Origin of the sequence: Listeria monocytogenes (assembly GCF_900187225.1) — a bacterium.
Lineage (GTDB): Bacteria > Bacillota > Bacilli > Lactobacillales > Listeriaceae > Listeria > Listeria monocytogenes.
Map to the genome: position 1 here is coordinate 2,682,127 of NZ_LT906436.1, position 21,889 is coordinate 2,704,015.

General features: G+C 39.4%; 21 protein-coding genes and 1 riboswitch. Of the genes, 9 read left to right on the top strand and 12 right to left on the bottom strand.

All coding sequences use genetic code 11. The features are described from left to right. Positions 1-106 precede the first annotated feature (106 nt). A complete protein-coding gene (locus CKV70_RS13660) occupies positions 107-1,414 on the top strand; it encodes a PTS sugar transporter subunit IIC (RefSeq protein ID WP_003733065.1) in 1,308 nt (435 codons plus the stop codon). Between the two features lie 36 nt (positions 1,415-1,450). Beyond that, positions 1,451-1,753 (top strand): PTS sugar transporter subunit IIA, encoded by a 303-nt coding sequence (locus CKV70_RS13665; protein ID WP_003722042.1) that lies wholly within the window; start codon positions 1,451-1,453, stop codon positions 1,751-1,753. 454 nt (positions 1,754-2,207) lie between these two features. On the opposite strand, the gene CKV70_RS13670 is transcribed toward CKV70_RS13665, so the two are convergent. The 5 genes from CKV70_RS13670 to CKV70_RS13695 form a co-directional block, all read right to left on the bottom strand. Then, on the bottom strand, positions 2,208-2,741 hold the full coding sequence (locus tag CKV70_RS13670; RefSeq protein ID WP_003722044.1) for a DUF5626 family protein: 534 nt from the start codon (positions 2,739-2,741) through the stop codon (positions 2,208-2,210). A 164-nt stretch (positions 2,742-2,905) separates the two neighbouring features. Next, positions 2,906-4,015: an FtsW/RodA/SpoVE family cell cycle protein gene (locus CKV70_RS13675; RefSeq protein WP_003722045.1), complete on the bottom strand. Its 1,110-nt coding sequence runs from the start codon at positions 4,013-4,015 to the stop codon at positions 2,906-2,908. Continuing rightward, positions 4,012-5,142, bottom strand: coding sequence for an FtsW/RodA/SpoVE family cell cycle protein (locus CKV70_RS13680; protein WP_014601192.1), 1,131 nt, complete (start codon positions 5,140-5,142; stop codon positions 4,012-4,014). Before CKV70_RS13680 ends, CKV70_RS13675 begins: the two co-directional genes overlap by 4 nt. Further along, positions 5,143-7,713, bottom strand: a complete 2,571-nt coding sequence (gene mgtA / locus CKV70_RS13685; RefSeq protein WP_014601193.1) for a magnesium-translocating P-type ATPase — start codon at positions 7,711-7,713, stop codon at positions 5,143-5,145. Positions 7,714-7,997: 284 nt separating this feature from the next. Further along, a riboswitch (M-box (ykoK) riboswitch) is annotated at positions 7,998-8,164 on the bottom strand. 102 nt (positions 8,165-8,266) lie between these two features. Beyond that, complete coding sequence (locus tag CKV70_RS13695) at positions 8,267-8,833, bottom strand: TetR/AcrR family transcriptional regulator (RefSeq protein WP_009925488.1); 567 nt, start codon at positions 8,831-8,833, stop codon at positions 8,267-8,269. Positions 8,834-8,994: 161 nt separating this feature from the next. Between CKV70_RS13695 and CKV70_RS13700 the strand changes: the two genes are divergently transcribed. Continuing rightward, complete coding sequence (locus tag CKV70_RS13700; protein WP_014601194.1) at positions 8,995-10,767, top strand: 1,4-beta-N-acetylmuramoylhydrolase; 1,773 nt, start codon at positions 8,995-8,997, stop codon at positions 10,765-10,767. Between the two features lie 236 nt (positions 10,768-11,003). Here CKV70_RS13700 and CKV70_RS13705 read toward each other — a convergent pair whose 3' ends face one another. From CKV70_RS13705 to CKV70_RS13715, 3 genes are all read right to left on the bottom strand, one after another. Further along, positions 11,004-11,333 (bottom strand): cyclic di-AMP receptor DarA, encoded by a 330-nt coding sequence (locus CKV70_RS13705; RefSeq protein ID WP_003722052.1) that lies wholly within the window; start codon positions 11,331-11,333, stop codon positions 11,004-11,006. 107 nt (positions 11,334-11,440) lie between these two features. Then, positions 11,441-12,067 carry a dTMP kinase gene (gene tmk / locus CKV70_RS13710; protein ID WP_003722053.1) on the bottom strand — a complete coding sequence of 209 codons (627 nt, stop codon included), beginning with the start codon at positions 12,065-12,067 and terminating at the stop codon, positions 11,441-11,443. Positions 12,068-12,119: 52 nt separating this feature from the next. Continuing rightward, positions 12,120-13,499 carry an aminotransferase class I/II-fold pyridoxal phosphate-dependent enzyme gene (locus CKV70_RS13715; protein WP_014601195.1) on the bottom strand — a complete coding sequence of 460 codons (1,380 nt, stop codon included), beginning with the start codon at positions 13,497-13,499 and terminating at the stop codon, positions 12,120-12,122. A 183-nt stretch (positions 13,500-13,682) separates the two neighbouring features. Here CKV70_RS13715 and dhaK1 point away from each other — a divergent pair, with 183 nt between their 5' ends. From dhaK1 to CKV70_RS13745, 6 genes are all read left to right on the top strand, one after another. Further along, positions 13,683-14,672: a dihydroxyacetone kinase subunit DhaK1 gene (dhaK1, locus tag CKV70_RS13720; RefSeq protein WP_003732079.1), complete on the top strand. Its 990-nt coding sequence runs from the start codon at positions 13,683-13,685 to the stop codon at positions 14,670-14,672. 21 nt (positions 14,673-14,693) lie between these two features. Continuing rightward, a complete protein-coding gene (gene dhaL1, locus CKV70_RS13725; RefSeq protein WP_012951102.1) occupies positions 14,694-15,290 on the top strand; it encodes a dihydroxyacetone kinase ADP-binding subunit DhaL1 in 597 nt (198 codons plus the stop codon). A gap of 3 nt (positions 15,291-15,293) precedes the next feature. Continuing rightward, complete coding sequence (gene dhaM1 / locus CKV70_RS13730) at positions 15,294-15,668, top strand: dihydroxyacetone kinase phosphoryl donor subunit DhaM1 (RefSeq protein ID WP_014601196.1); 375 nt, start codon at positions 15,294-15,296, stop codon at positions 15,666-15,668. Positions 15,669-15,773: 105 nt separating this feature from the next. Further along, positions 15,774-16,625: a MurR/RpiR family transcriptional regulator gene (locus CKV70_RS13735; protein WP_003722058.1), complete on the top strand. Its 852-nt coding sequence runs from the start codon at positions 15,774-15,776 to the stop codon at positions 16,623-16,625. A 118-nt stretch (positions 16,626-16,743) separates the two neighbouring features. Further along, positions 16,744-17,583, top strand: a complete 840-nt coding sequence (locus CKV70_RS13740; RefSeq protein ID WP_014601197.1) for a Cof-type HAD-IIB family hydrolase — start codon at positions 16,744-16,746, stop codon at positions 17,581-17,583. Between the two features lie 120 nt (positions 17,584-17,703). Beyond that, on the top strand, positions 17,704-18,546 hold the full coding sequence (locus CKV70_RS13745) for an aldo/keto reductase (RefSeq protein ID WP_014601198.1): 843 nt from the start codon (positions 17,704-17,706) through the stop codon (positions 18,544-18,546). Positions 18,547-18,591: 45 nt separating this feature from the next. On the opposite strand, the gene CKV70_RS13750 is transcribed toward CKV70_RS13745, so the two are convergent. The 4 genes from CKV70_RS13750 to dnaX all read right to left on the bottom strand — a co-directional run bounded on the left by CKV70_RS13750 (position 18,592) and on the right by dnaX (position 21,643). Further along, the gene (locus CKV70_RS13750) at positions 18,592-18,837 is read right to left on the bottom strand and encodes a YaaL family protein (protein ID WP_003722061.1); all 246 of its coding nucleotides are present in this window, start codon (positions 18,835-18,837) and stop codon (positions 18,592-18,594) included. A 14-nt stretch (positions 18,838-18,851) separates the two neighbouring features. Further along, a complete protein-coding gene (gene recR / locus CKV70_RS13755; RefSeq protein WP_003722062.1) occupies positions 18,852-19,448 on the bottom strand; it encodes a recombination mediator RecR in 597 nt (198 codons plus the stop codon). Positions 19,449-19,556: 108 nt separating this feature from the next. Next, positions 19,557-19,874 (bottom strand): YbaB/EbfC family nucleoid-associated protein, encoded by a 318-nt coding sequence (locus CKV70_RS13760; protein WP_003722063.1) that lies wholly within the window; start codon positions 19,872-19,874, stop codon positions 19,557-19,559. Positions 19,875-19,903: 29 nt separating this feature from the next. Beyond that, complete coding sequence (gene dnaX, locus CKV70_RS13765; protein WP_014601199.1) at positions 19,904-21,643, bottom strand: DNA polymerase III subunit gamma/tau; 1,740 nt, start codon at positions 21,641-21,643, stop codon at positions 19,904-19,906. Between the last annotated feature and the right edge of the window lie 246 nt (positions 21,644-21,889).

Below are 21,889 nucleotides of genomic sequence, written 5' to 3' on the forward strand. Positions count from 1 at the left end.
AAATTATAAAAAACTAAAGAGGTATAGTAATAACGCTATGTTTTAGAAATTATGTATTCGTCTTAACCCGGCTATTACTCTATCCCTCAAAAAAGGAGAATAAAAAATGAATGGTTTTATCGCATTTATGGAGAAATATTTCATTCCCTACGCTGCCAAAATTGGTGGACAACGTCATTTAGTAGCAATTCGTGATGGTTTCATCACAACTATGCCACTAATGATTCTAGGGTCTTTCGCTGTTTTAATTAACAACTTCCCAATTCCAGCTTACCAAAAATTCATGAATAATTTATTTGGTGAAGGAACTTGGCAAGCATTCGGCGGAAATGTTTGGAACGGTACTTTTGCTATCTTAGCATTACTTATCGCTTTCACTGTAGCTTACAACTTAGCTAAATCTTATGACAAAGATCCACTTTCTTCCGCAGTAGTTTCTGTAGCAACTTTCTTCACTATCGGCGCAATTGCTCCAGGTGCAGACGGTATTGCAAACACTGGTGGTCTTGGATCAACTGGTCTTTTCTTAGCTTTAATTATCGCTATTCTTTCCACTGAAATCTTCACTCGTTTAAGTGGTAGCCCGAAATTAATTATCAACATGCCTGATGGTGTTCCACCGGCAGTTTCTCGTTCATTCGCAGCTTTATTCCCTGCAATGATCACTGTTTCAATCTTTGGTCTTATCACTGCGTTCTTCCAAGCAGCTGGTGTGACTAACTTAGTAATTTCTTTCTACGAATTAGTACAAGAACCGTTCATGGGTCTTGCAAACTCCTTGCCAGCAGCTTTATTACTCGCATTCGTTTCTGCTTTCCTTTGGTTCTTTGGTTTACACGGTGCGAACATTATCGACCCGTTCATGCAAACAATCAATATCCCAGCTATCGAAGCTAACGTAAAAGCCCTAGAAGCTGGTAAAGAACTTCCTTACATCGTTAACAAACCTTTCTTTGACTCTTTCGTTAACTTAGGCGGAACTGGGGCAACTATCGGTTTAATCATTGCTATCTTTATCGTAGCTCGTAAACATAAAGCGTACATGACAGTTTCTAAATTGTCTGCAGCGCCTGGTATTTTCAACATTAACGAACCAATGATGTTTGGTCTTCCAATCGTCTTGAATCCAATTATGTTCATTCCGTACATCTTGGCACCACTTGTACTTGTAACTGTGGCTTACTTTGCAACAGCTATCGGTTGGGTACCAGCTTGTACTATCGTAACTCCTTGGACTACACCACCAATTATCGGTGGAGCACTTGCAACACAAAGTATCGCTGGTGGCGTACTTGCAGCTGTAAACTTAGGTCTATCTATCCTAATCTTCCTTCCATTCGCGAAAATTGCTCAAATCCAAGAGCTACGTCGTGAAAAAGAAGCACTTGCTGCTGAAGGCGTTACTGCAGAATAATTTTTAAAAACCAAAACTTTAAGGACGTGTTTACAGATGGATTTAGAGCAAACTATTATGAGCTTGATCGTGTTCGGTGGTAACGCTAAAAGCGATGCTATGTTAGCCATTGATTCCGCTAAAAAAGGGGATTTCGCTCAAGCAGACGAACAAATCGCCCAAGCAGAACAAGCACTACTTGAAGCGCATCATTCTCAAACAAAACTTATACAAGGTGAAGCACGTGGCGAAAAAACAGAAGTTTCCCTTCTACTCGTTCACGCACAAGACCACTTAATGAATGCAATTACTTTCAAAGATTTAGCGAAAGAAATTGTAGACCTTTATAAGAATAAATAAAACTTGAAAAACCAGTTGTCGTCATGACAGCTGGTTTTTTTCTTCTGTTAAATTAGCCTTAACCTTATAGTCATAGTACTATTTATCACTATTTTTTTTGATTTATTTTTAAGTATCTTAGTTAGAAGTCATTTCCGTTGTGAGAGTTCCTCTTTGCCATATTTATTGAATGAATTAATCTATTACTCTCGAGAAATATTATACTTCTTTAACATATATAATATTTACATCAATTTTAAGAATAAATTTATAACCACATTTGATAATTTAAAAAGCCCCCAAGAGTTAGATTTTTAGCTCTAACTTTTGGGGGTCTTTTATATTAAACATTATTTTTTTGATAAACGAAACTTTTTATAAATCTTAAATCCTATAAAAACGATACCAATAACTAAAACAGCTTCTAATACAATTGGTATATAAGGCGCTATCCAAGACATGCTTTTGCCTCCCTTTATTTAAAACTTGTAGTTAACTTTTTCCCGCTTACTGATGCTTTTAACGTAACATTCCAGTTAGAAATCTTATTTTTACAATCAAATACATAACTAGCGCTTGAACCAGAGCTAGTTTTTGAAAGTTTAGATTTTTTCACATCAAGTCCTGGACTATAAAATTGATACCATGGATTATAAGCACTTGTAATTTTACCTTTACCCTTAGTAACATTAATCTTAGCATTAAACGAACAATTATATACACCACTATACCAGTATATTTTCCATGTACTTGTTCCATTTGCTAGCGAATAAGTTCCTTTTAACAGCGGTCTTTCGTCAATGATTGGCATTATACCTAAAGTTCCCTCTGTCCCGTTTTCCAAAACAATTTCTTTCTCTTGAGCTATGTTCCCATTTAAATCAAATGTTTCTACTTCCGCTTCTTGAATATTGTCTGGATTCTCTATTTCGGAAGCGCTAGCATTGATTACACCTACTCCTATTGTCATAATAAAAGTAAATACAGCAAAAAATAAAAATTCCTTCATTTCATTCTCTCATCTAGTTGTGTTTCGTTTCACAAAGATTATATCATATAATTGTTACCGATTAAATACATAGCTCAATCGGTAACAATTTCACTAATATATGAGTAAACAGGCCTTTTGATTCCTCTGAATATAACAAAGAACTCGGAAATTATTCAGACGACTTATTTTTCTTCTATTAAATCGGCATCTGACCGAATAATCGCTAGCACAACGCCTACCGCAATAAAATTACCAAGCACAGCACTCCCACCATAACTAATGAATGGAAGCGGAATCCCCGTGAGCGGCATAAGTCCAACAGTCATACCAATATTTTCAAAAATATTAAATGCAAAACTAACTGCAAAGCCCGCTAAAACAAGCGAAGAAAAAGTATTCTTCATCAATAGCGCTGCCATAATTAATTGATGGATAAGTACCATAAATAAAATTAACAACAAACTTACACCAACAAACCCAAACTGATGCCCAATCGTACTAAAAATCATATCTGTATGACTTTCAGGAATATACGCATTTGTTCCTGAACTACCAGTCATCATCCCCGAACCAACAGCTTTCATTGACAAATTGAGCTGGTACACTGCATCAGGATCTGTCGTTGGATCAAGCCACGTCTGAATCCGCGAAAACTGGTACGCGTGAAACCCAATTTTCTCTAATAAGCTAATGTGATACACGACAACATACATCCCAATTGTTGCAGCTGTTAAGATTAACGTAATAATTCCGACCATCAGCTTCGTCGATTTAATTGCCAGTAAAATAATCGCTAGCGCCGTAACCCCATAAACAATCGTCGTACCAAGGTCTGGTTGTTTCATAATTAATAGTAATACTATCCCAGTAAGCACCGTCAGAATCCCTAATTGTTTCCATTTTTGTGCTTGATATTTCACTGCAAAATGCGCCAATACAAAGATAAATATGGATTTTACTACTTCAGAAGGTTGAAAAGATAGCCCAGCGAAGCGATACCAACGAGTCGCCCCATTTATATTTTGAACTAACGGATTAGGAATGAGTATACCTAGTAGTGTAATGACCATAATCACATACAGCCAAATCGCATGATGGCGTAAAAATTCTATCGGGAGCCTAGAAACTCCAAAACAAGTAAGCGTCCCAATTGCCAAAAACACCAATTGCATTCCCAAAAAATTCGTATTGTACTGGTTTGTCTGCTGAGCAAAATATATCGCCACACAACTAACTAAAGACAATAAGAATACCGATAGAATAATTCGGTTATAAAGTACATCTCGTTTCATAAATACACGACCTCTCTCGTTTTAGCTAGTACATTCCGTCTCGCTGCCGCTAGTACAAATCCGACTGCACATGAAAGCATGACGACCGAACTACCACCATAACTAATAAATGGCAACGGTACACCAGTAAGCGGAATAATCCCACTCACTCCACCGAGATTCAAAAACATCTGCACCGACACCCAAGATGCAACACCGATACAAACCATCGAATCAAAAATAAAATGACTACTAATAGCAATGTAGAGTGCTGTAAAACTTAGCGCCATCAACAAAAATATCGTCCAAATAACACCAAAAACACCAAGTTCCTCTGCAATTACCGTCATAATAAAATCCGTATGCGGCTCCGGCAAATAGCCTAACTTCTGGATACTGCCTCCCAAGCCATTTCCAAATATCCCACCGCTCCCAATCGCATAATAGCCATTTCTTAGTTGATAAGAAGCATCTAAATTATCCAAATTAAACGGATCCAGAAAAGCAAATCTACCCAATTTTGCTGAACTAAAAAAGTCTGGGTGAAAGAAGTAAATCAGCATTGCTACAAGTAATAAGAGACCAAAAGTCCAAATTGCAACTCGCACAAGGCGTGTGAGGCCAACTCCGCTCGTTAAAAACAAAGCGACCCCAATAACACCTAAAATCAGTGCAGTGCCAAGATCCGGCTGCAAGAAGACAAGCCCCACTGTTAAAAATAAAAATCCAAGCAACCAATATTGTACGCGAACACCGCAACCTTTTTTCAAAAAAACCGTTGCGATTACTAGTATCAACAGCAATTTAACCATCTCAGTAGGTTGGAACGTCACACCCGCAATAGACAGCCATCTTTGCGCATTGTTCGCCGCGCTTCCTGTTAGAAGCACTAATAGCAGTAAGCCAAGCAAACTTCCAGCCAAAATCCGAAGCGTTCGTCTCAGGTAAAATAGTTGCACATTAATACGCGAGCAAACGAGTAGTCCTAAAAAACCAAGCCCATAAAAAAGTAATTGCCTATTAAAGAAATAACTCGGCTCCACTTTATATCGCATAACAGCAACACCATAACTCGTGCTATAAACAAGTAGCAAACTCCATATCGCCAGAAGTAAATACGTTACAAATAGTACGCGTCCAGCACGCATTTAAATCCACTCCCGGAATTTCCGAATGTATATAGTTTTCACCAGTTGCATCGTAGCCATATATCCAACCAAAATCAATATCAACCAAGGGAAATAACTACCAGGCAAGCTGACAAAACCAATGCTGTGGCCGAATCCTGTAAATGGAATAATAATCCCAAGCGCCATTACACTAAGCGTTGCAATCATGACTGGTGTAGCTGCTCGGCTTTGAATGAACGGTATTTTCTCTGTACGAATCATGTGTACGACTAATGTTTGCGTAAGTAAGCCAACCACGAACCAGCCACTGTGGAATAATGCTTGCTCCGCCACCGTATTCGCGCTAAATACAAACCACATAATTAGAAACGTCGCAATATCAAAGATCGAACTCACCGGACCAATACATAGAATAAAGCGCAGCATTCCTTTTTGTTCCCATTGATGCGGCTTTTTCAAAAACGAACGGTCCATTTTGTCCCAAGGAAGTGTTAATTGGGAGAAATCATACAATAAATTTTGCAGTAAAAGGTGTAACGATAGCATTGGTAAAAATGGAATAAATGCACTTGCAACCAAAACACTAAACACATTACCAAAGTTAGAGCTGGCCGTCATTTTAAGGTATTTTAGAATATTACCGAATACATTCCGACCCTCCATCACCGCATCATTTAAGACCGTTAAGCTTTTCTCAAGTAAGATGACTGAGCTGGCATCTTTTGTAATATCGGCCGCTGTATCAACCGAAATCCCAACATCTGCTTTCCTAAGAGCTGGAGCATCATTAATTCCGTCACCGAGGAATCCAACCGTATGCCCCGCTTTTTTAAGCAAACCAATGATTCGTGATTTTTGCATTGGGGTTAATTTAGCAAAAATGTGATATTTTCGCAGTTCGCGCGTAAGTTCTTCATCGGAAAGCTCTTCTATATCCGCACCTAGTAAAAATCCGTTCGCTGGAATGCCGACTTCCTGACAAATCCGCTTCGTAACAATTTCGTTATCACCCGTCAAAACTTTTACGTTAATTTGGTTTTTAAAAAGATGAGCAATTGCTTCTTTCGTCGATGCTTTTACTGGATCGCGGAAACCTAGGAACCCCGCAATAATCATTTGTTCTTCGTCGGTCTTAGTAAATGCTTCTCCGACTTTTCCAGTTTTATAGGCCACAGCAATCACGCGGATTCCTGAACGATTCATTTCTGCACACATGTCTTGAAGTTCGCTCTTTTCTGATTCAGATAGTGTCGAAACAGCATCACCAAATTCCTTATGAGTGCATACAGTGAGCATTTCTTCCACCGCGCCTTTTGTAATCATCCTTGTTTCTGCCCTATTTTCGACCACCACGCTCAAACGGCGTCGATCAAAATTGAATGGAATCTCGCCAACTTTTTTCCAACCTGACGCAGTACTCTCATCTAAATTAGCAATAACTGCATGATCTAAAACATTTTTCCAGCCTGTTTGGAAGTAACTGTTTAAATAAGCCATTTTTAAGACGCTTTCTGAGGTTTCGCCAGCACTATCAATGTATTTTACAAGTTCTAGTTTATCTTCAGTGAGCGTGCCTGTTTTGTCCGTACATAAAATGTCCATTGCACCAATATTTTGAATGGCGCTCAGTTCTTTCATGATTACTTTTTTCTTCGACATATTGATTGCACCTTTTGCCAAGTTCGTGCTGACAATCATAGGTAGCATCTCAGGTGTGAGGCCAACCGCAATCGCTACTGCATATAGAAATGCTTCTAACCAATTGCCCTTCATAAGCCCGTTAATCATAAATACAATCGGCACCATCACCATCATAAAATAAAATAGTAATTTCGAAATTGATTTAACACCTTTATCAAAACTAGTATCGCCTCGGCGTTCAGTAGCTGCGATGGACAATGAACCAAAGAATGTCGAGCTTCCAGTCCGTAAAACAACTGCTCGGCCATGCCCACTTAACACATCTGTCCCCATAAATAATAGGTTTTCCCGTTCAAAAATTTCTGGATCGGCACGTTTGTCTTCCACAAATTTTTCAGCAGGAATCGATTCTCCTGTGAGCGCCGATTGATTAATTAATAAATCCGTAGCCGAAATAACTCGCGCATCTGCTGGAATAATATCTCCCGCCGAAATTTCAATTAAATCTCCAGGTACGATTGCGTCTTGCATCACCAGATCCATGGAGCCATTTCGAATAACATTGACTCTATTTTTCACCATATTCTTTAACGCGTAACTCGCCCGTTCTGCTCTACTTGTTTGAATAAATCCAAGTATGCCGCTCGCAAGTATCATTAGTGCCATAATCACAGTCGCTTCCATGTCGTCCGTCAAATACGAAACAACCATTAACATCGCTAAAATATAGATAAACGGATCATTAAACGCCCGAATAAAGAGCCGCAAATTTGATACTTTCTTTTCTTCCACAGTTTGATTGGGACCAAATTCCGCTAATCTTTCTGTAACTTCTACGTTTGTGAGCCCCGTTTCCATAACACCTAACTTTTCCAAAACTTTTCCCTTGCCCATTTGTGATTCTTTGAGCAAATTGTTACCTTGCTTTTTTACGTGTAGTTTTTTCATTTTCCTTGCCTCCAATTCTTTCTAGGCAAGCTGAGAATAACGTTTATGTGCGCCAGAGATGAAGGTTAGTCACTCTTGCAGCTTGATTACTATAATACGAGTCCGGTTCTTCTACTTCCTCTCCCTGATGGTGGTCCATTGCCTTCATCTCCTTTCGAATTTTATCTAAGCTTAATTATCTGAAAAAAAGATTTTAATTCCCAGATAATTATTTTCATAATAAACATGAAAAAAGTCCTTACCAAAACCTCGGCAAGGACCCCTGAATTTATACGCATACTAAAACAGACTCCCCTCGCTAAAGTTTTGGCACTATGCAACGTAAAGAATACTCTTAGCCACATTATGGAAAGCCTTAATCCGACAATCCCTGTTCTACCCATTGGCGTCTTTGGACATTTTTGGGCAGTGGCCTGTGTTTGCATAGGAGCCTCACCTAACAGGCAAAACTACATATTTATTATCGCTCTAATCGTCTACGAGTTTAACATAGAAAATCTAAGCCCGCAAGACAAAATGTAAAATACTTAACTTTTATTTAACTTTTCATGATTTATTTCAATAATTTTAATAAAACATCTGCTAATGAATCTGCGGTTGTTGTAATCGTTGGCGGGCGCTTATAAATATCATCGCGTACTTTTTCCACCATAATAAGCAAAATAACACTATTTAAAATCAAAGAAATCGCATCTGCTTCTTGCGCAGAGTTCTTACTCGGAACCATTTCTTTTACTTTTTCATTAACCCGCTCATACAAATATTCCACAATCGACGGATCAATGAATTCCATATCTTTGCTGCCCATTTCTCGAACAGAAATCACCATAAAGTCCCGATATTTTTCATAAATATCCGAAATAAATTGACTCGCTTGACGTAGAAACACCTTAGCACTCTCAAAATCTTTATCAAAAAATTGATTGATTTCGGCCTTCATACTTTCAAATTGGACTTCCAGCGTCATATGAATGAGATTGTCTTTACTCTTAAATTTTTTAAAAATCGTAGCTTCATTAATTCCAGCGGCTTCTGCTAATTGTCTTGTTGTGGAGCCTTTGATGCCGTGTTTCGCCATCATACAAAGTGTTGCATCCATGATGGATTCGTTTGTGATCATTATTTTACCCCCGTTCAACTAAGTAAGCACTTGCTTATATTCAGTATAACAAATACTAGCCTTTTTGACAATTTAATTACAATTTGTCGATATCAATCATAAGTAATGTTAAGTATGTAATAATGGATGTAGAATATTTAAAGAATTGGAAGTGACTTACCATGCAAAAAACGAGAAAAGAACGAATCCTTGAAGCCTTACAAGAAGAAAAGAAAAACAAAAAAAGCAAAAAATTTAAAACGGGTGCAACAATTGCTGGGGTTACTGCAATCGCAACCTCTATCACTGTTCCCGGAATCGAAGTAATCGTTAGCGCAGACGAAACAGCGCCTGCTGACGAAGCATCTAAAAGTGCAGAAGCTAACACAACTAAAGAAGCATCAGCAACGGCCACTCCTGAAAGCACAGCAAAACAAACCGTTGGACCTCAGCAAACTGAAACAAAAGAACAAACAAAAACACCAGAAGAAAAGCAAGCTGCAACAAACCAAGTAGAAAAAGCTCCGGCCGAACCCGCAACAGTTAGCAATCCTGACAATGCAACAAGCTCTTCTACACCAGCTACATACAACCTATTACAAAAATCAGCACTCCGTTCGGGAGCAACTGTTCAAAGCTTTATCCAAACAATCCAAGCCTCTTCTTCCCAAATTGCAGCAGAAAATGACCTGTACGCATCTGTCATGATCGCCCAAGCCATTTTAGAAAGCGCCTATGGAACGAGCGAATTAGGCTCTGCTCCTAACTATAACCTTTTTGGGATCAAGGGAGCTTACAACGGCCAATCCTACACAAAACAAACACTAGAAGATGATGGTAAAGGAAACTACTACACAATCACAGCTAAATTCAGAAAATATCCCTCTTACCACCAATCCTTAGAAGATTACGCACAAGTCATTCGAAAAGGCCCCAGCTGGAACCCAAATTACTACTCAAAAGTTTGGAAAAGCAACACTACTTCTTACAAAGATGCAACGAAAGCCTTAACTGGAACATACGCAACAGACACAGCCTATGCAACTAAATTAAATGACTTGATTAGCCGCTATAATTTAACACAGTATGACAGTGGCAAAACAACTGGCGGAAATTCCGGAAGCACTGGTAATTCTAGCAACACTGGAAACACAAATACCTCCAACGCTAAAATTTACACAGTTGTAAAAGGGGACTCACTTTGGAGAATCGCTAATAACCATAAAGTAACCGTCGCGAACCTAAAAGCTTGGAATAATCTTAAATCTGATTTCATTTACCCAGGGCAAAAACTTAAAGTAAGTGCTGGTTCCACTACATCGGATACGAATACATCGAAACCGAGCACAGGAACAAGCACGTCCAAACCAAGTACAGGCACTAGCACAAACGCTAAAGTTTACACAGTTGTAAAAGGGGACTCGCTTTGGAGAATCGCTAATAACAACAAAGTAACTATCGCGAACCTAAAAGCTTGGAACAACCTGAAATCCGATTTCATTTATCCAGGGCAAAAACTTAAAGTAAGTGCTGGATCTACTTCTAACACAAATACGTCTAAACCGAGCACGAACACGAATACATCCAAACCAAGCACTAACACTAACACGAACGCTAAAGTTTATACGGTAGCAAAAGGTGACTCACTTTGGAGAATCGCTAACAACAACAAAGTGACTATCGCTAACCTAAAAGCTTGGAACAACTTAAAATCCGATTTTATTTATCCAGGCCAAAAGCTTAAAGTTAGTGCCGGATCTACTACAAACACAAATACAGCAAAACCAAGCACAAATAATCCAAGTAATTCCACAGTAAAAACATACACTGTCAAAAAAGGCGACTCTTTATGGGCCATTTCTAGACAATATAAAACAACTGTAGATAATATTAAAGCTTGGAACAAGTTAACAAGCAACATGATTCATGTTGGTCAGAAATTAACAATTAAGTGAATGTAAAAAGCCTACCTCGTGAGCGAGATAGGTCAGAAACTGCGGATAAAGCGAGAAATTGCTTTGTCTGCGGTTTTTTTATTAAATTAAACAGATTATAATGACAATCTGAATAGCAGAGTCTATTGGTTATAATTCATCTATCTCGCATCGATAGTTTAAAGCATCTAATTCCCATTATAGATAAAGAAAAAGCAGGTAGCCCTTATCGCATACCTGCTTTCCCACTATCTGTTCTAAAAATGATGGAAACTCTCAACTGGCATTACAAACACGGTTGCGCCGCCGACTTGTACTTCGATTGGATAAGGCACATACGTATCTACCGTCACACCTAAGGAAGCAGATGGTGTCATCATTTGTTCGCGTGCTTTACAGTTTTCCTTGATTATCGCTAGGGCATCTTCTACACGTTCATCTTCTGTCCCGATGATAAACGTGGTGTTTCCTGCTTTTAAAAATCCACCCGTTGTAGCTAACTTGGTCGCACCGAAATTGCCTTTTGTAAGTGCGTCAGACAAACGGTTGCTATCTTGATCTTGAACTATCGCAAATATGAGTTTCAAAGAAATCAACCCTTCCTAAAAATCTATCTTTTTTCTATTATAGCAAATAAATGCCATTTTAAAGAGCGATATGCACTTGTGGCAAGGTGTTGAAGTCCCACTAGATGTTAGGCTAATTGTCGTAAAATGTCGGCTAAAATAGTTTCTGTGATTTCTTCTGGTGTCTTTGTAGCGTCCACTCGCATAAAACGTTCCGGGAACATGTTGATGACTTTTTCGTAACCAGCTTGGACTTTTTCGTGGTAGGTAATATCTTCTTTATCCAAGCGATTGACTTCACGGCCCTTATTAGCGGCGATTCTAGCTAAACCGACTTCGGCAGGCACATCGAGATAGTACGTCCGGTCAGGCAATGTATCCTCGATCGCATATAAATTCACTTGTAAAACTTGTTCCATATTCATGTCACGTCCGGCACCTTGGTAAGCAAGAGAGCTATCCATGAAACGGTCACAAAGTACTGTTTTCCCTGCCGCTAGAGCAGGACGGATTGTTTCAACGACATGTTGACGGCGCGCTCCCGCAATAAGTAGTACTTCTGTTTTTGGGTCCATTTCTTCATTGCCAATTCCGAGCACGATATTTCTTACTTTTTCTGAAATCGGGCTGCCACCTGGTTCGCGCGTTTTAATAAAATCGATGCCAGCTTCCGTCATTTTTTGATTAAGTAGTGTTCCTACTGTTGTTTTACCAGAGCCATCTGGGCCTTCGAGTGTAATAAAAATTGCTTTCATTTAGTAATTTCCTTTCCCTTTCGTGTCGCTTTCTGTTTGATTATAGCATAAATTAGCGGAATACACGGATGTAATTCTCGGCTAGTTTTTCGCCGCCTTGGTAGTGGCGTGTGCGAATGTTTTTTAGTTCGCGGATATGCTTTTCGGTGATGCCTTCTCCGCGGATGATTGCGGGAATTCCCGGCGGATAGAGCGAGATTGTTTCAGCCGAAACGCGTGTCGTAGCTTCATCTAGTAATGCGAATTCGGTCGCGCGTGCGTGCATTTCTTCATAAGTTAAAGCAAGACCTGACGCGCAAGGTGTCGACATTTCGTACGGCTCTTTCGCGATTTCTTTTTTCATCGGTGAATGAATCCGGCTGATTGGCGTGAAATCAATTCCTTTTTTGATTAATGGTAAAATCAGTAACACTTGCGACTCGTCGGCAAGCTCTGGGAAATAAGAACTTTCTTCAAAAATGGCTTGCAGTTCGTACCCCGTGTAGCCTGTTTTGCGCACGATGATTTTAAGTGGATCATCTGGCAAAATGACTTCAAATTTATTCTTCGTTAGCCATTTAATCCATCTGGCACGCATTTTCCAAAAAGCTTCGACGTCTGCCGCTGTGTAAGTTGCCACATATTTCCTCGCCGCATCTAGTGACGCCATAATTAAATAAGACGGGCTGCTCGTTTGGAATACTTGCAGATAATAAGCTAGTTTTTCAAAAATCGGTAAATCATTAACGACATGTAAATAGGATCCCATCGTTAGCGCCGGCAACGTCTTATGCGCCGACTGAACAACCACATCCGCACCAAGCTCCACTGCACTTTTCGGAAATTCAGAACTTGTTAAAAAATGGGCTCCGTGCGCTTCATCAACAAATACAACCGCGCCAAAATCATGCGCAATTCGAATACATTTTTGCAAGTTAAAAGTCGTTCCGTAGTAGCTCGGATAAGTGAAAATACATAGTTTTACATCTGGGTGATTATGTAATGTTTCTTCGAGAAGTTCGGTTGTCACACCACTCGCGACGCCAACTTCTTTATTTGTCGCTGGGGTTAAGAAAATCGGTTCTCCGCCTGCCAGTTCGATACCATGCAAGATTGATTTATGCGCATCTCTTGGCACTAAAACTTTCTCCCCACGCTTTAAAGTTGCCATAATAACCGCCAAGTTTCCTCCGCTTGTTCCGTTGACTAGAAAATAGCTTTTTTTACTTCCATAACATTCCGCAAGTAACTCTTCTGCTTCCAAAATCACATCTTCAGGGTGGTGCAAATCGTCCATTCCAGTAATTTCTGTTACATCCCATTTCAATAATTTTTGCCATGCATCTGGATAAATTGCTCCACTTTTGTGTCCAGGAACATGGAGTGATATTGGGCAAGACTTAGCATGAGCATCTAACCGTTCCACTAAAGGCATTTTAGATTGATTTCTCATAACAATTCCCCTTTTCAAATTCTCTCCTTCATTGTACCATTTTGCTGGATTTATGACACATTCTTGCAGTTTTAAAGCGTTTTCATTTTCTAAGTTGTATAATAAAAGGAGCAACTACGTTTTGACTTTCTAGTAAAGGGAAATTGAGGTAAGAGGACTATTTTAAAGGAGGTTTTTTGTCAGATGAAGAAGATTCTTAACGGTACTGATCAAGTAGTAGAACAGATGGTGGAAGGTTTAGTTAAATCGCATGCTGATGTTGTTCACCGTGTCGAAGGAACTCGCGTCATTGCAAGAAATGATAAACGTCCAGGAAAAGTCGGACTTGTAAGCGGTGGAGGTTCTGGTCACGAGCCGGCTCATGCTGGTTATGTGGGTCGCGGAATGTTGTCTGCGGCTGTGTGCGGTGATGTTTTCACTTCCCCAACTCCCGACCAAATTTATGAAGGTATTAAAGCCGCAGATCAAGGCGCTGGTGTGCTTTTGATCGTGAAAAACTATACCGGTGATGTGATGAATTTTGAAATGGCGGCAGATTTAGCAGATGCCGATGATATTAAAGTAGAACAAATCGTAGTAGATGATGATATTGCTGTTGAAGACAGTACTTTTACAACAGGACGCCGCGGTGTAGCTGGAACGGTTCTAGTGCATAAAATTATCGGGGCGGCGGCAGAAGCAGGCGCATCTCTTGATGAATTGAAAGCCCTTGGTGAAAAAGTAATTGCTTCTGTTAAAACGCTTGGTGTCGCACTTTCTCCTTGTACTGTTCCCGAGGTTGGACATCCCGGCTTTGAGCTCGGTGACGACGAAATCGAACTAGGTATTGGAATCCACGGCGAACCTGGGTTTACACGTGAAAAAATTATGCCATCTGCAAGTTTAGCTAAGCAACTTTACGAACGGATTAGCAATGAAAGCAAACTCCTAGCTGGCGATAAAGTGGTTGTCCTTGTTAACGGCATGGGCGCAACACCACTAATGGAACAATATGTTTTCGCAAATGATGTCCATGAACTTCTAAAAAATGCCGGCGTTCAAGTTGCAAAAACACTTGTTGGAGATTATATGACTTCTCTTGAAATGGCCGGTTTATCCTTAACCATTTTGAAATTAGAGGATGAAAAATGGGTAGATATGTTGAAACTCCCAGTGGACACAATTGCATGGTAATAAAATTTGGAGGAATGAATCATGACTTATGATAAAGATTGGGCGTTACGTTGGTTAAATGACTTCGGCGAACGCGTACAAGAAAACAAACAATTACTAAGTGATCTCGACCAAGCGATTGGTGACGGAGACCACGGTATCAATATGGCTCGCGGACTCAGCGAACTCAAAAAAGTTTTCACAGAAAAAGAACCGGCTGACCTAAAAGATGTTTTCAAAACCGCTGGGATGACAATGGTCAGCAAAGTTGGTGGCGCATCTGGCCCGCTTTATGGAACAGCATTTCTGAACATGAGTAAAGCAGTTGATGCGGATACCATAGACGCTGTTGGCCTTACAAAAGTAATTGAGGCTGGTCTAGAAGGCATCGAAAAACGCGGTAAATCGCATGCTGGCGAAAAAACAATGATTGATGTTTGGGAACCAGTTGTCCATGCGTTACATCAAGAAGATTTAACTGATGATGTGGTGGATGCGGCTTTACAAAAAACAAAAGATTTAAAAGCCACTAAAGGTCGAGCAAGTTATCTTGGTGAACGTTCAATTGGTCATCTCGATCCAGGCGCATACTCATCCGCATTGCTATTTCATGCAATGCTTCAAACGGAGGTGAGCTAACTTATGACTAAACCTTATGGCGTTGTCATCGTTTCTCATTCCAAAGATGTAGCAAAAGGTGTTCATGATATTATTAAAGAAATTGCCCCAGACGTTTCTATCACGCACGCCGGTGGAACAGAAGACGGTCGCATTGGCACGAGTTTTGATGCCGTAAATGAAGCGATTGAAAGTAACGAAGCTGATAAAGTCTACACTTTCTATGACCTCGGAAGCGCCAAAATGAACATAGAAACCGTTGAAGAAATTAGCGAAAAAGAAATTATTCTCTTTAATGCTCCGATTTTAGAAGGTGCCTATGCTACAGCTGCTCAAGTTCAAATGGATGAAAAACCAGAAGTTATCGCAGCAAATCTTAAGACAATCGAAATTAAATAATTGATAAAGATCCCTTTAGATGCACTTTGTCTAGAGGGACTTTTTTATTTAATGGTATAATTATTTAAAACAATTTCCCATTCTAAAAAGTTAGGATTTGAAACGATGAATATTTTAATTAAAATACGCGAACTAACCAATTTAACCAATAGTGAAAAAGAACTTGCGAATTATATTTTAGCGAACCCGAAAAAAACATTACAGTTTAAGCCAAAAGAGTTGGCTGCAGCTGCCTTCGTTTCTGCTGCAACAATCTACCGCTTAATTAACAAACTAGGGCTGAACGGAATCGGTGAACTAAAAATCGAAATCGCTTCGAGCCTTCGAGAAACAAACGCTGAAAAAGATATAAATTACGATTATCCTATTTTGGAATCCGATACACCCTACCAAATAATGACTAACCTAAACCAAATATATAAAGGAACCATCGACGAAACATTAAATAACGCCGATCCAGAAGAACTTGTAAAAATTGGTGAAAAATTAATTAATGCAAAAACTATTGATGTTTACGCGGCTTCTGCCAATTTATTTTTCGCTCAAAATTTCAAATTTCAAATGCAGGAAATCGGCGTTTTAGTCAATGTCCCTGAAGAAGATTATATCCAAAGCTTATCGGCCGCCAACAGCGACGAAAACCATATTGCCATCGTTGTTTCTTACGGCGGCCGGAGTCGGACACTTCAAAGAGTCGTCAAAATCTTGTCCGAAAACAATGTCGATATTATTTTAATTACATCTATGCAAGACAATCCTTTAGTCGAATTTGCCACACACAAAATCTACATGGCCTCCGCTGAGAACCATTACAACAAAGTCTCTTCATTCTCAACACGGCAATCATTACTAAGCATTTTCGACACGCTTTATTCCATTTATTTTAACCAGAATTACGAAAAAAACATTCAATACAAAACGACTAATTACCAAAAAATGAACACTGAATTGGAATGATTTTTCAAAAACACAGCCATTTTCCTTTCAAATTGAAAAAAAGCTCTCAATATACGCCACTTCTAACTTTTCCTGATTTTCTAGTGATACAATAAAGAAAAAAAGGAGCTCAACTTACATGACAACCCAAGCAATTATTTTAGATATTGATGGCACTTTATTGAACGACGACAAAAAAATTTCACCAGAAACAAAAAAAGCACTCATCACCGCGCAAGAGAATGGTGTTAAACTTATTCTAGCATCTGGTAGACCAACCACAGGAATGCACGCATATGCGGAACAATTAGAAATGGAAAAGCATCACGGTTTGCTCGTTTCATACAACGGCGCTAAAGTAGTTGATTGCGCGAGAAGTGAAGAATTATTCAACCAAGCACTTACTGTTGAAGAAGGAAAAGCCGTTTTAGAACATATGAAACAATTTAAAGTCAAAGTAATGATTGATAAAGAGGATTATATGTATACAAATGACGTATACGACTGCTACGTACCTTACCGCGGCGAAGAAATAAATATTATTCAGTACGAGTCTCGCGGTGGAAATTTCAAACTCTGTGAAAAAGATGATTTAGCTGCATTTTTAGATTATCGTCTAAGTAAAATCCTCACTGCCGGTGATCCGGCCTATATGCAAAAAAATTACCAAGCAATGATGGCGCCTTTCAAAGATACACTTAATTGTGTCTTTACTGCTGATTTTTACTTCGAATTCACAGCCCAGGGCATTGATAAAGCCAAAGCACTTGATACCGTTTTAACACCTATGGGCATTCACGCTGAAAATATTATCGCATTCGGAGACGGTCATAATGACATCACTATGGTCGAATATGCAGGTACAGGAATCGCTATGCAAAATGCTGTCGCGGAATTAAAAGCTGCAGCAAGCTCCGTTACTTTATCCAACAACGAAGACGGCATTGCGCACGTGCTAAACAGTTTAATCCCAAGTTAAGAAAAAAGGCTGAGATTCAGCCTTTTTTATGTTGTATAAAAATTTTTCTCCTTCATTCTACAGAAATTCTCCATTTTCTGGTATGCTTAAGTTAATAAACTAAAGTAGGAGGTAAATGAAATGACACTTTCTTTCTCGGATACATACAGACTGAACAATGGAATTGAAATGCCTAGACATGGTTTTGGGGTCTACAAGTTAACAGATGAAGCGCGTATGCGTACTGCGCTGGAAACCGCGGTGGATGTTGGGTATCGCTTATTTGATACGGCTTCATTTTACCATAATGAAAAAGAACTTGGAGACTTTTTTGCGTCAAGCGGCTTGAAAAGAGATGAATTTTTCGTAACAACAAAGATGTGGAATACAGAGCAAGGTTACGATGAAACGCTTCGGGCTTTTGAAAAATCACAGAAAAAATTGCAACTAGATCAAATTGATTTATATTTAGTTCATTGGCCAAAACAAAATACATTTTTCGATACTTGGCGTGCTGTAGAAAAATTATATGATGAGGGGCTTGTTCGCGCTATCGGCGTAAGCAATTTTGAAGCACATCACTTGGATCGTCTTCGCACAAGCGCAAATGTTCTTCCAGTAGTTGATCAGCTTGAAACGCATCCGCACTTTCCGAATCATCTTTTACACCGCTATTTAGAAGAGCTACATATCGTTCACCAAGCTTGGAGCCCACTTGGCCGAGGTGGCGTTTTACAAGAGCAAATCCTTATTGACCTAGCGGAAAAACACGGGAAATCACCTGCTCAAATCGTCCTTCGTTGGCACTTACAAAATAATATCTCTATCATTCCAAAATCAGAAACACCTTCAAGAATTAGAGAAAATGCAGCTATTTATGATTTTGAATTATCGGAAGCAGATATGCGCCAAGTCGAGCGTTTAAATACTGGTGAACGTGTGAGCCACGCACCAGACGTAATGTATGTAAGATCAGAAATTTAGCCTAAAATAAAAATCTACTAAACCAATTTGGCTTAGTAGATTTTTTTATTTGTTTTTTAATTGTCTTGTACGTGCTTCTTTAAAAAGGTAAAAATAGCGCGCTTCGGCCTTTTTTTCCTCGTATTCTAAATTAGGATCATATTCAAAGCTTTTACGCATTAGAACTTTCTGTTTGTGCCAATTTTCTTGTGTGACTTCAATCAATTCCATCAGATAAGCATCATAGGATTTGTGTAATTTGCCAATCTTCTTGTTTTTCTTCCGGCCAAACTTATTACTTCTGGACTCCATTTAATCACCTCGGTTTAGACTTCTCTTCGTCCTTCCATTGCTTTTGAAAGCGTCACTTCATCCGCATATTCTAAGTCTCCACCCACTGGAAGGCCATGCGCTATTCTCGTTACTTTTATGCCTGAAGGTTTTAGTAAACGCGAAATATACATCGCAGTGGCTTCTCCTTCAACATTTGGATTTGTTGCTAAAATAACTTCTTCAATAGTGTCATCTTGCAAACGTTTCAGCAAATCAGGAATATTAATATCTTCTGGTCCAATTCCGTCCATTGGAGAAATTGTGCCATGAAGCACGTGGTATAAGCCATGAAAATCACGCATTTTTTCCATTGCAATGACATCTTTGGATTCTTGTACCACACAAATAACACTTCGATCGCGTGACGTATCAGCACAAATATAACATGGATCCTTATCTGTAATGTGACCACAAACGGAACAAAAGCTTAGGTTTCTCTTCGCATCAACAAGTGCTTTTGCAAAATCTAGCACATCGTCTTCTTTCATATCTAACACATAAAATGCTAGCCGAGCTGCCGATTTTGGTCCAATTCCTGGTAATTTCATAAAACTATCTATTAATTTCGTTATCGGCTCAGGATAATGCATAATTTGTCTTCCTCTCACCTTCAAAATACAAATGTTTCACGTGGAACATTCTATTGAAAAATAGTTGAGACTCTTGAATACAAGCCAAGAGTCTCAAACCAAGCAATATTACATTCCAGGGATATTTAACCCTTGTGTGAATTTACCCATTGTTTGTGAAGTTGTATCTTCAATTTGTTTTAATACGTCATTTGTTGCTGCAAGTACTAAATCTTGTAGCATTTCGATGTCTTCTGGATCAACTACTTCTTCGTTTATAACAACATCCGTAATGACGCGTTTACCAGTAGCTTTTACTGTAACCATTCCGCCACCAGCAGTTCCAGTGAACTCTTGAGCTTCTAAATCAGCTTGAGCTTTCGCCATTTCCTTTTGCATTTTTTGCATTTGTTTCATCATACCTTGCATATTTCCCATTCCACGCATGAATAATCTCCTCTTTCTTCTATTGTTTTTTAATCTTTAATTTCAAGCAAATCTTCACCAACGAGTTTTGCGGCTTCTGCAACAAAAGGATCTTCCGCTGGTTTTTTAGCTTCTGGATTTGCGCCGTCCTCCGCATCAGCATCACTACCATGACTATGCAGGAAATTCTCTCTTACATCAGCCCATTGATCTTCTGGGATTCCAATAAAAGTATAATTTACTTGTGTCAGTCGTGCAATACTTGATGTGATGGTTTCAACAAAATTCGGATTATCCATCGCCATTTGACAGTGAATCTCATGCTTAAATTTTAACACAAAAGTGTCCTGAGATGCAGCTACAGGTTCTGCGTCATTTAAAAGAGCTGCTTGAGATGCCATCAACATCGATAATAATTCACCCCAACAACCACGAATTAATTGTAAATTCTCTTTTTTAGCCTCACCTAACACATGGTTGATTTTACCAATAGGAGCTTTAAATTGCTTTCCGTTGTTGATCGCTTTCTTAGAGCCCCCGCGATTTTGGGTTGGTTTATCAGCTGGTGCTGCTCCGGCCCCACTGGCAATTTGTTTTTTCAGCGTTTGTATCTCTTGATGCATTTGCTCCATTTGACGTTTTAAGTCAGAGACGTCGCTTCCAGAAGCCGCATCTGCTGGCACATTCCCGCCACCTGCAACTGATTGACCCGCCTGAGTTAACTGAACAAGCGCCACTTCGACATAAATCCCTGGGTGATTCGAAAAACGCATTTGTTGTTGCGCTGTATTTAAAATTTTCACGAACTCATACACTTTAAGTGAATCTGCTCGTTTTGCCAAAGCAACAAAATCATCATCAATCAAAGCTCGTTCCAGTGTTTCTTCCAGATTCGGCGCTTTTTGATACAGCAGCACATCTCTAAAGAATACGAGTAAGTCTTCCACTAAACGAACTGGGTCTTTTCCTTCTGCTAGCAGTGCTGTCAGCGTTGAAATAGCTTCCGCCGCATCACCGTCAAACGCTGCGCTTACTAGTTTTGTAAGGAGATTTTGAGCAACCGAACCCGTTATTTCGAGCGCGTCTTCCACGGTAACTTCTTCTGATCCGTAGGAAATAACTTGATCGAGCAAGCTAAGCGCATCACGCATCCCGCCTTCAGCCGCACGCGCAACAATCATCAACGCTTTTTCGTCATAAGGGATTTTTTCTTCTTCCAAAATAAATTTCAAACGACCAATAATATCTTGTGTCGTGATTCGTTTAAAATCAAACCGTTGTACCCGCGAAATAATCGTTAGCGGTAACTTATGCGGTTCTGTTGTTGCCAAAATAAAAATGACATGTTTCGGCGGTTCTTCCAGCGTTTTTAGTAGCGCATTAAACGCTCCCGTCGATAACATATGCACTTCATCGATAATATATACTTTATATTTCGCCACAGTTGGCGCATACTTTACTTTTTCCCGGATATCTCGAATTTCTTCAACCCCGTTATTACTGGCAGCATCGATTTCAAGAACATCTGGTATAGAACCGTCCGTCGTACCTTTACAAATCTCACATTCATTGCAAGGCTCCCCGTCATGGCCGTGTTCACAGTTAATCGCCTTCGCAAAAATTTTCGCCGCACTAGTCTTCCCTGTTCCCCTAGGCCCAGAAAATAAATAAGCATGCGAAGTTTTATTTTGCACAATGGCATTTTTAAGCGTTTTCGTCACATGTTCCTGCCCAACAACATCCTGAAACGACTGCGGCCGAAAAACCCGATACAAAGCCTGATACGCCATCTGCCACTCTCCTTCACCTAAAACCATTTTAGTAGTTTTATTATAACGTATTGTTGAAGAACTTTCAAAATGTACTTTATTTTGATTTAGTTCTTCAATATAAATCTGAGCGCAGCGATGATTTAATCCTTCCCAGAACTTTCAAAATGTACTTTATTTTGATTTAGTTCTTCAATATAAATCTGAGCAAAGCGATGATTTAATCCTTCCCAGAAGTTTCAAAACGTCCTTAGTCAGGCTAGCTTC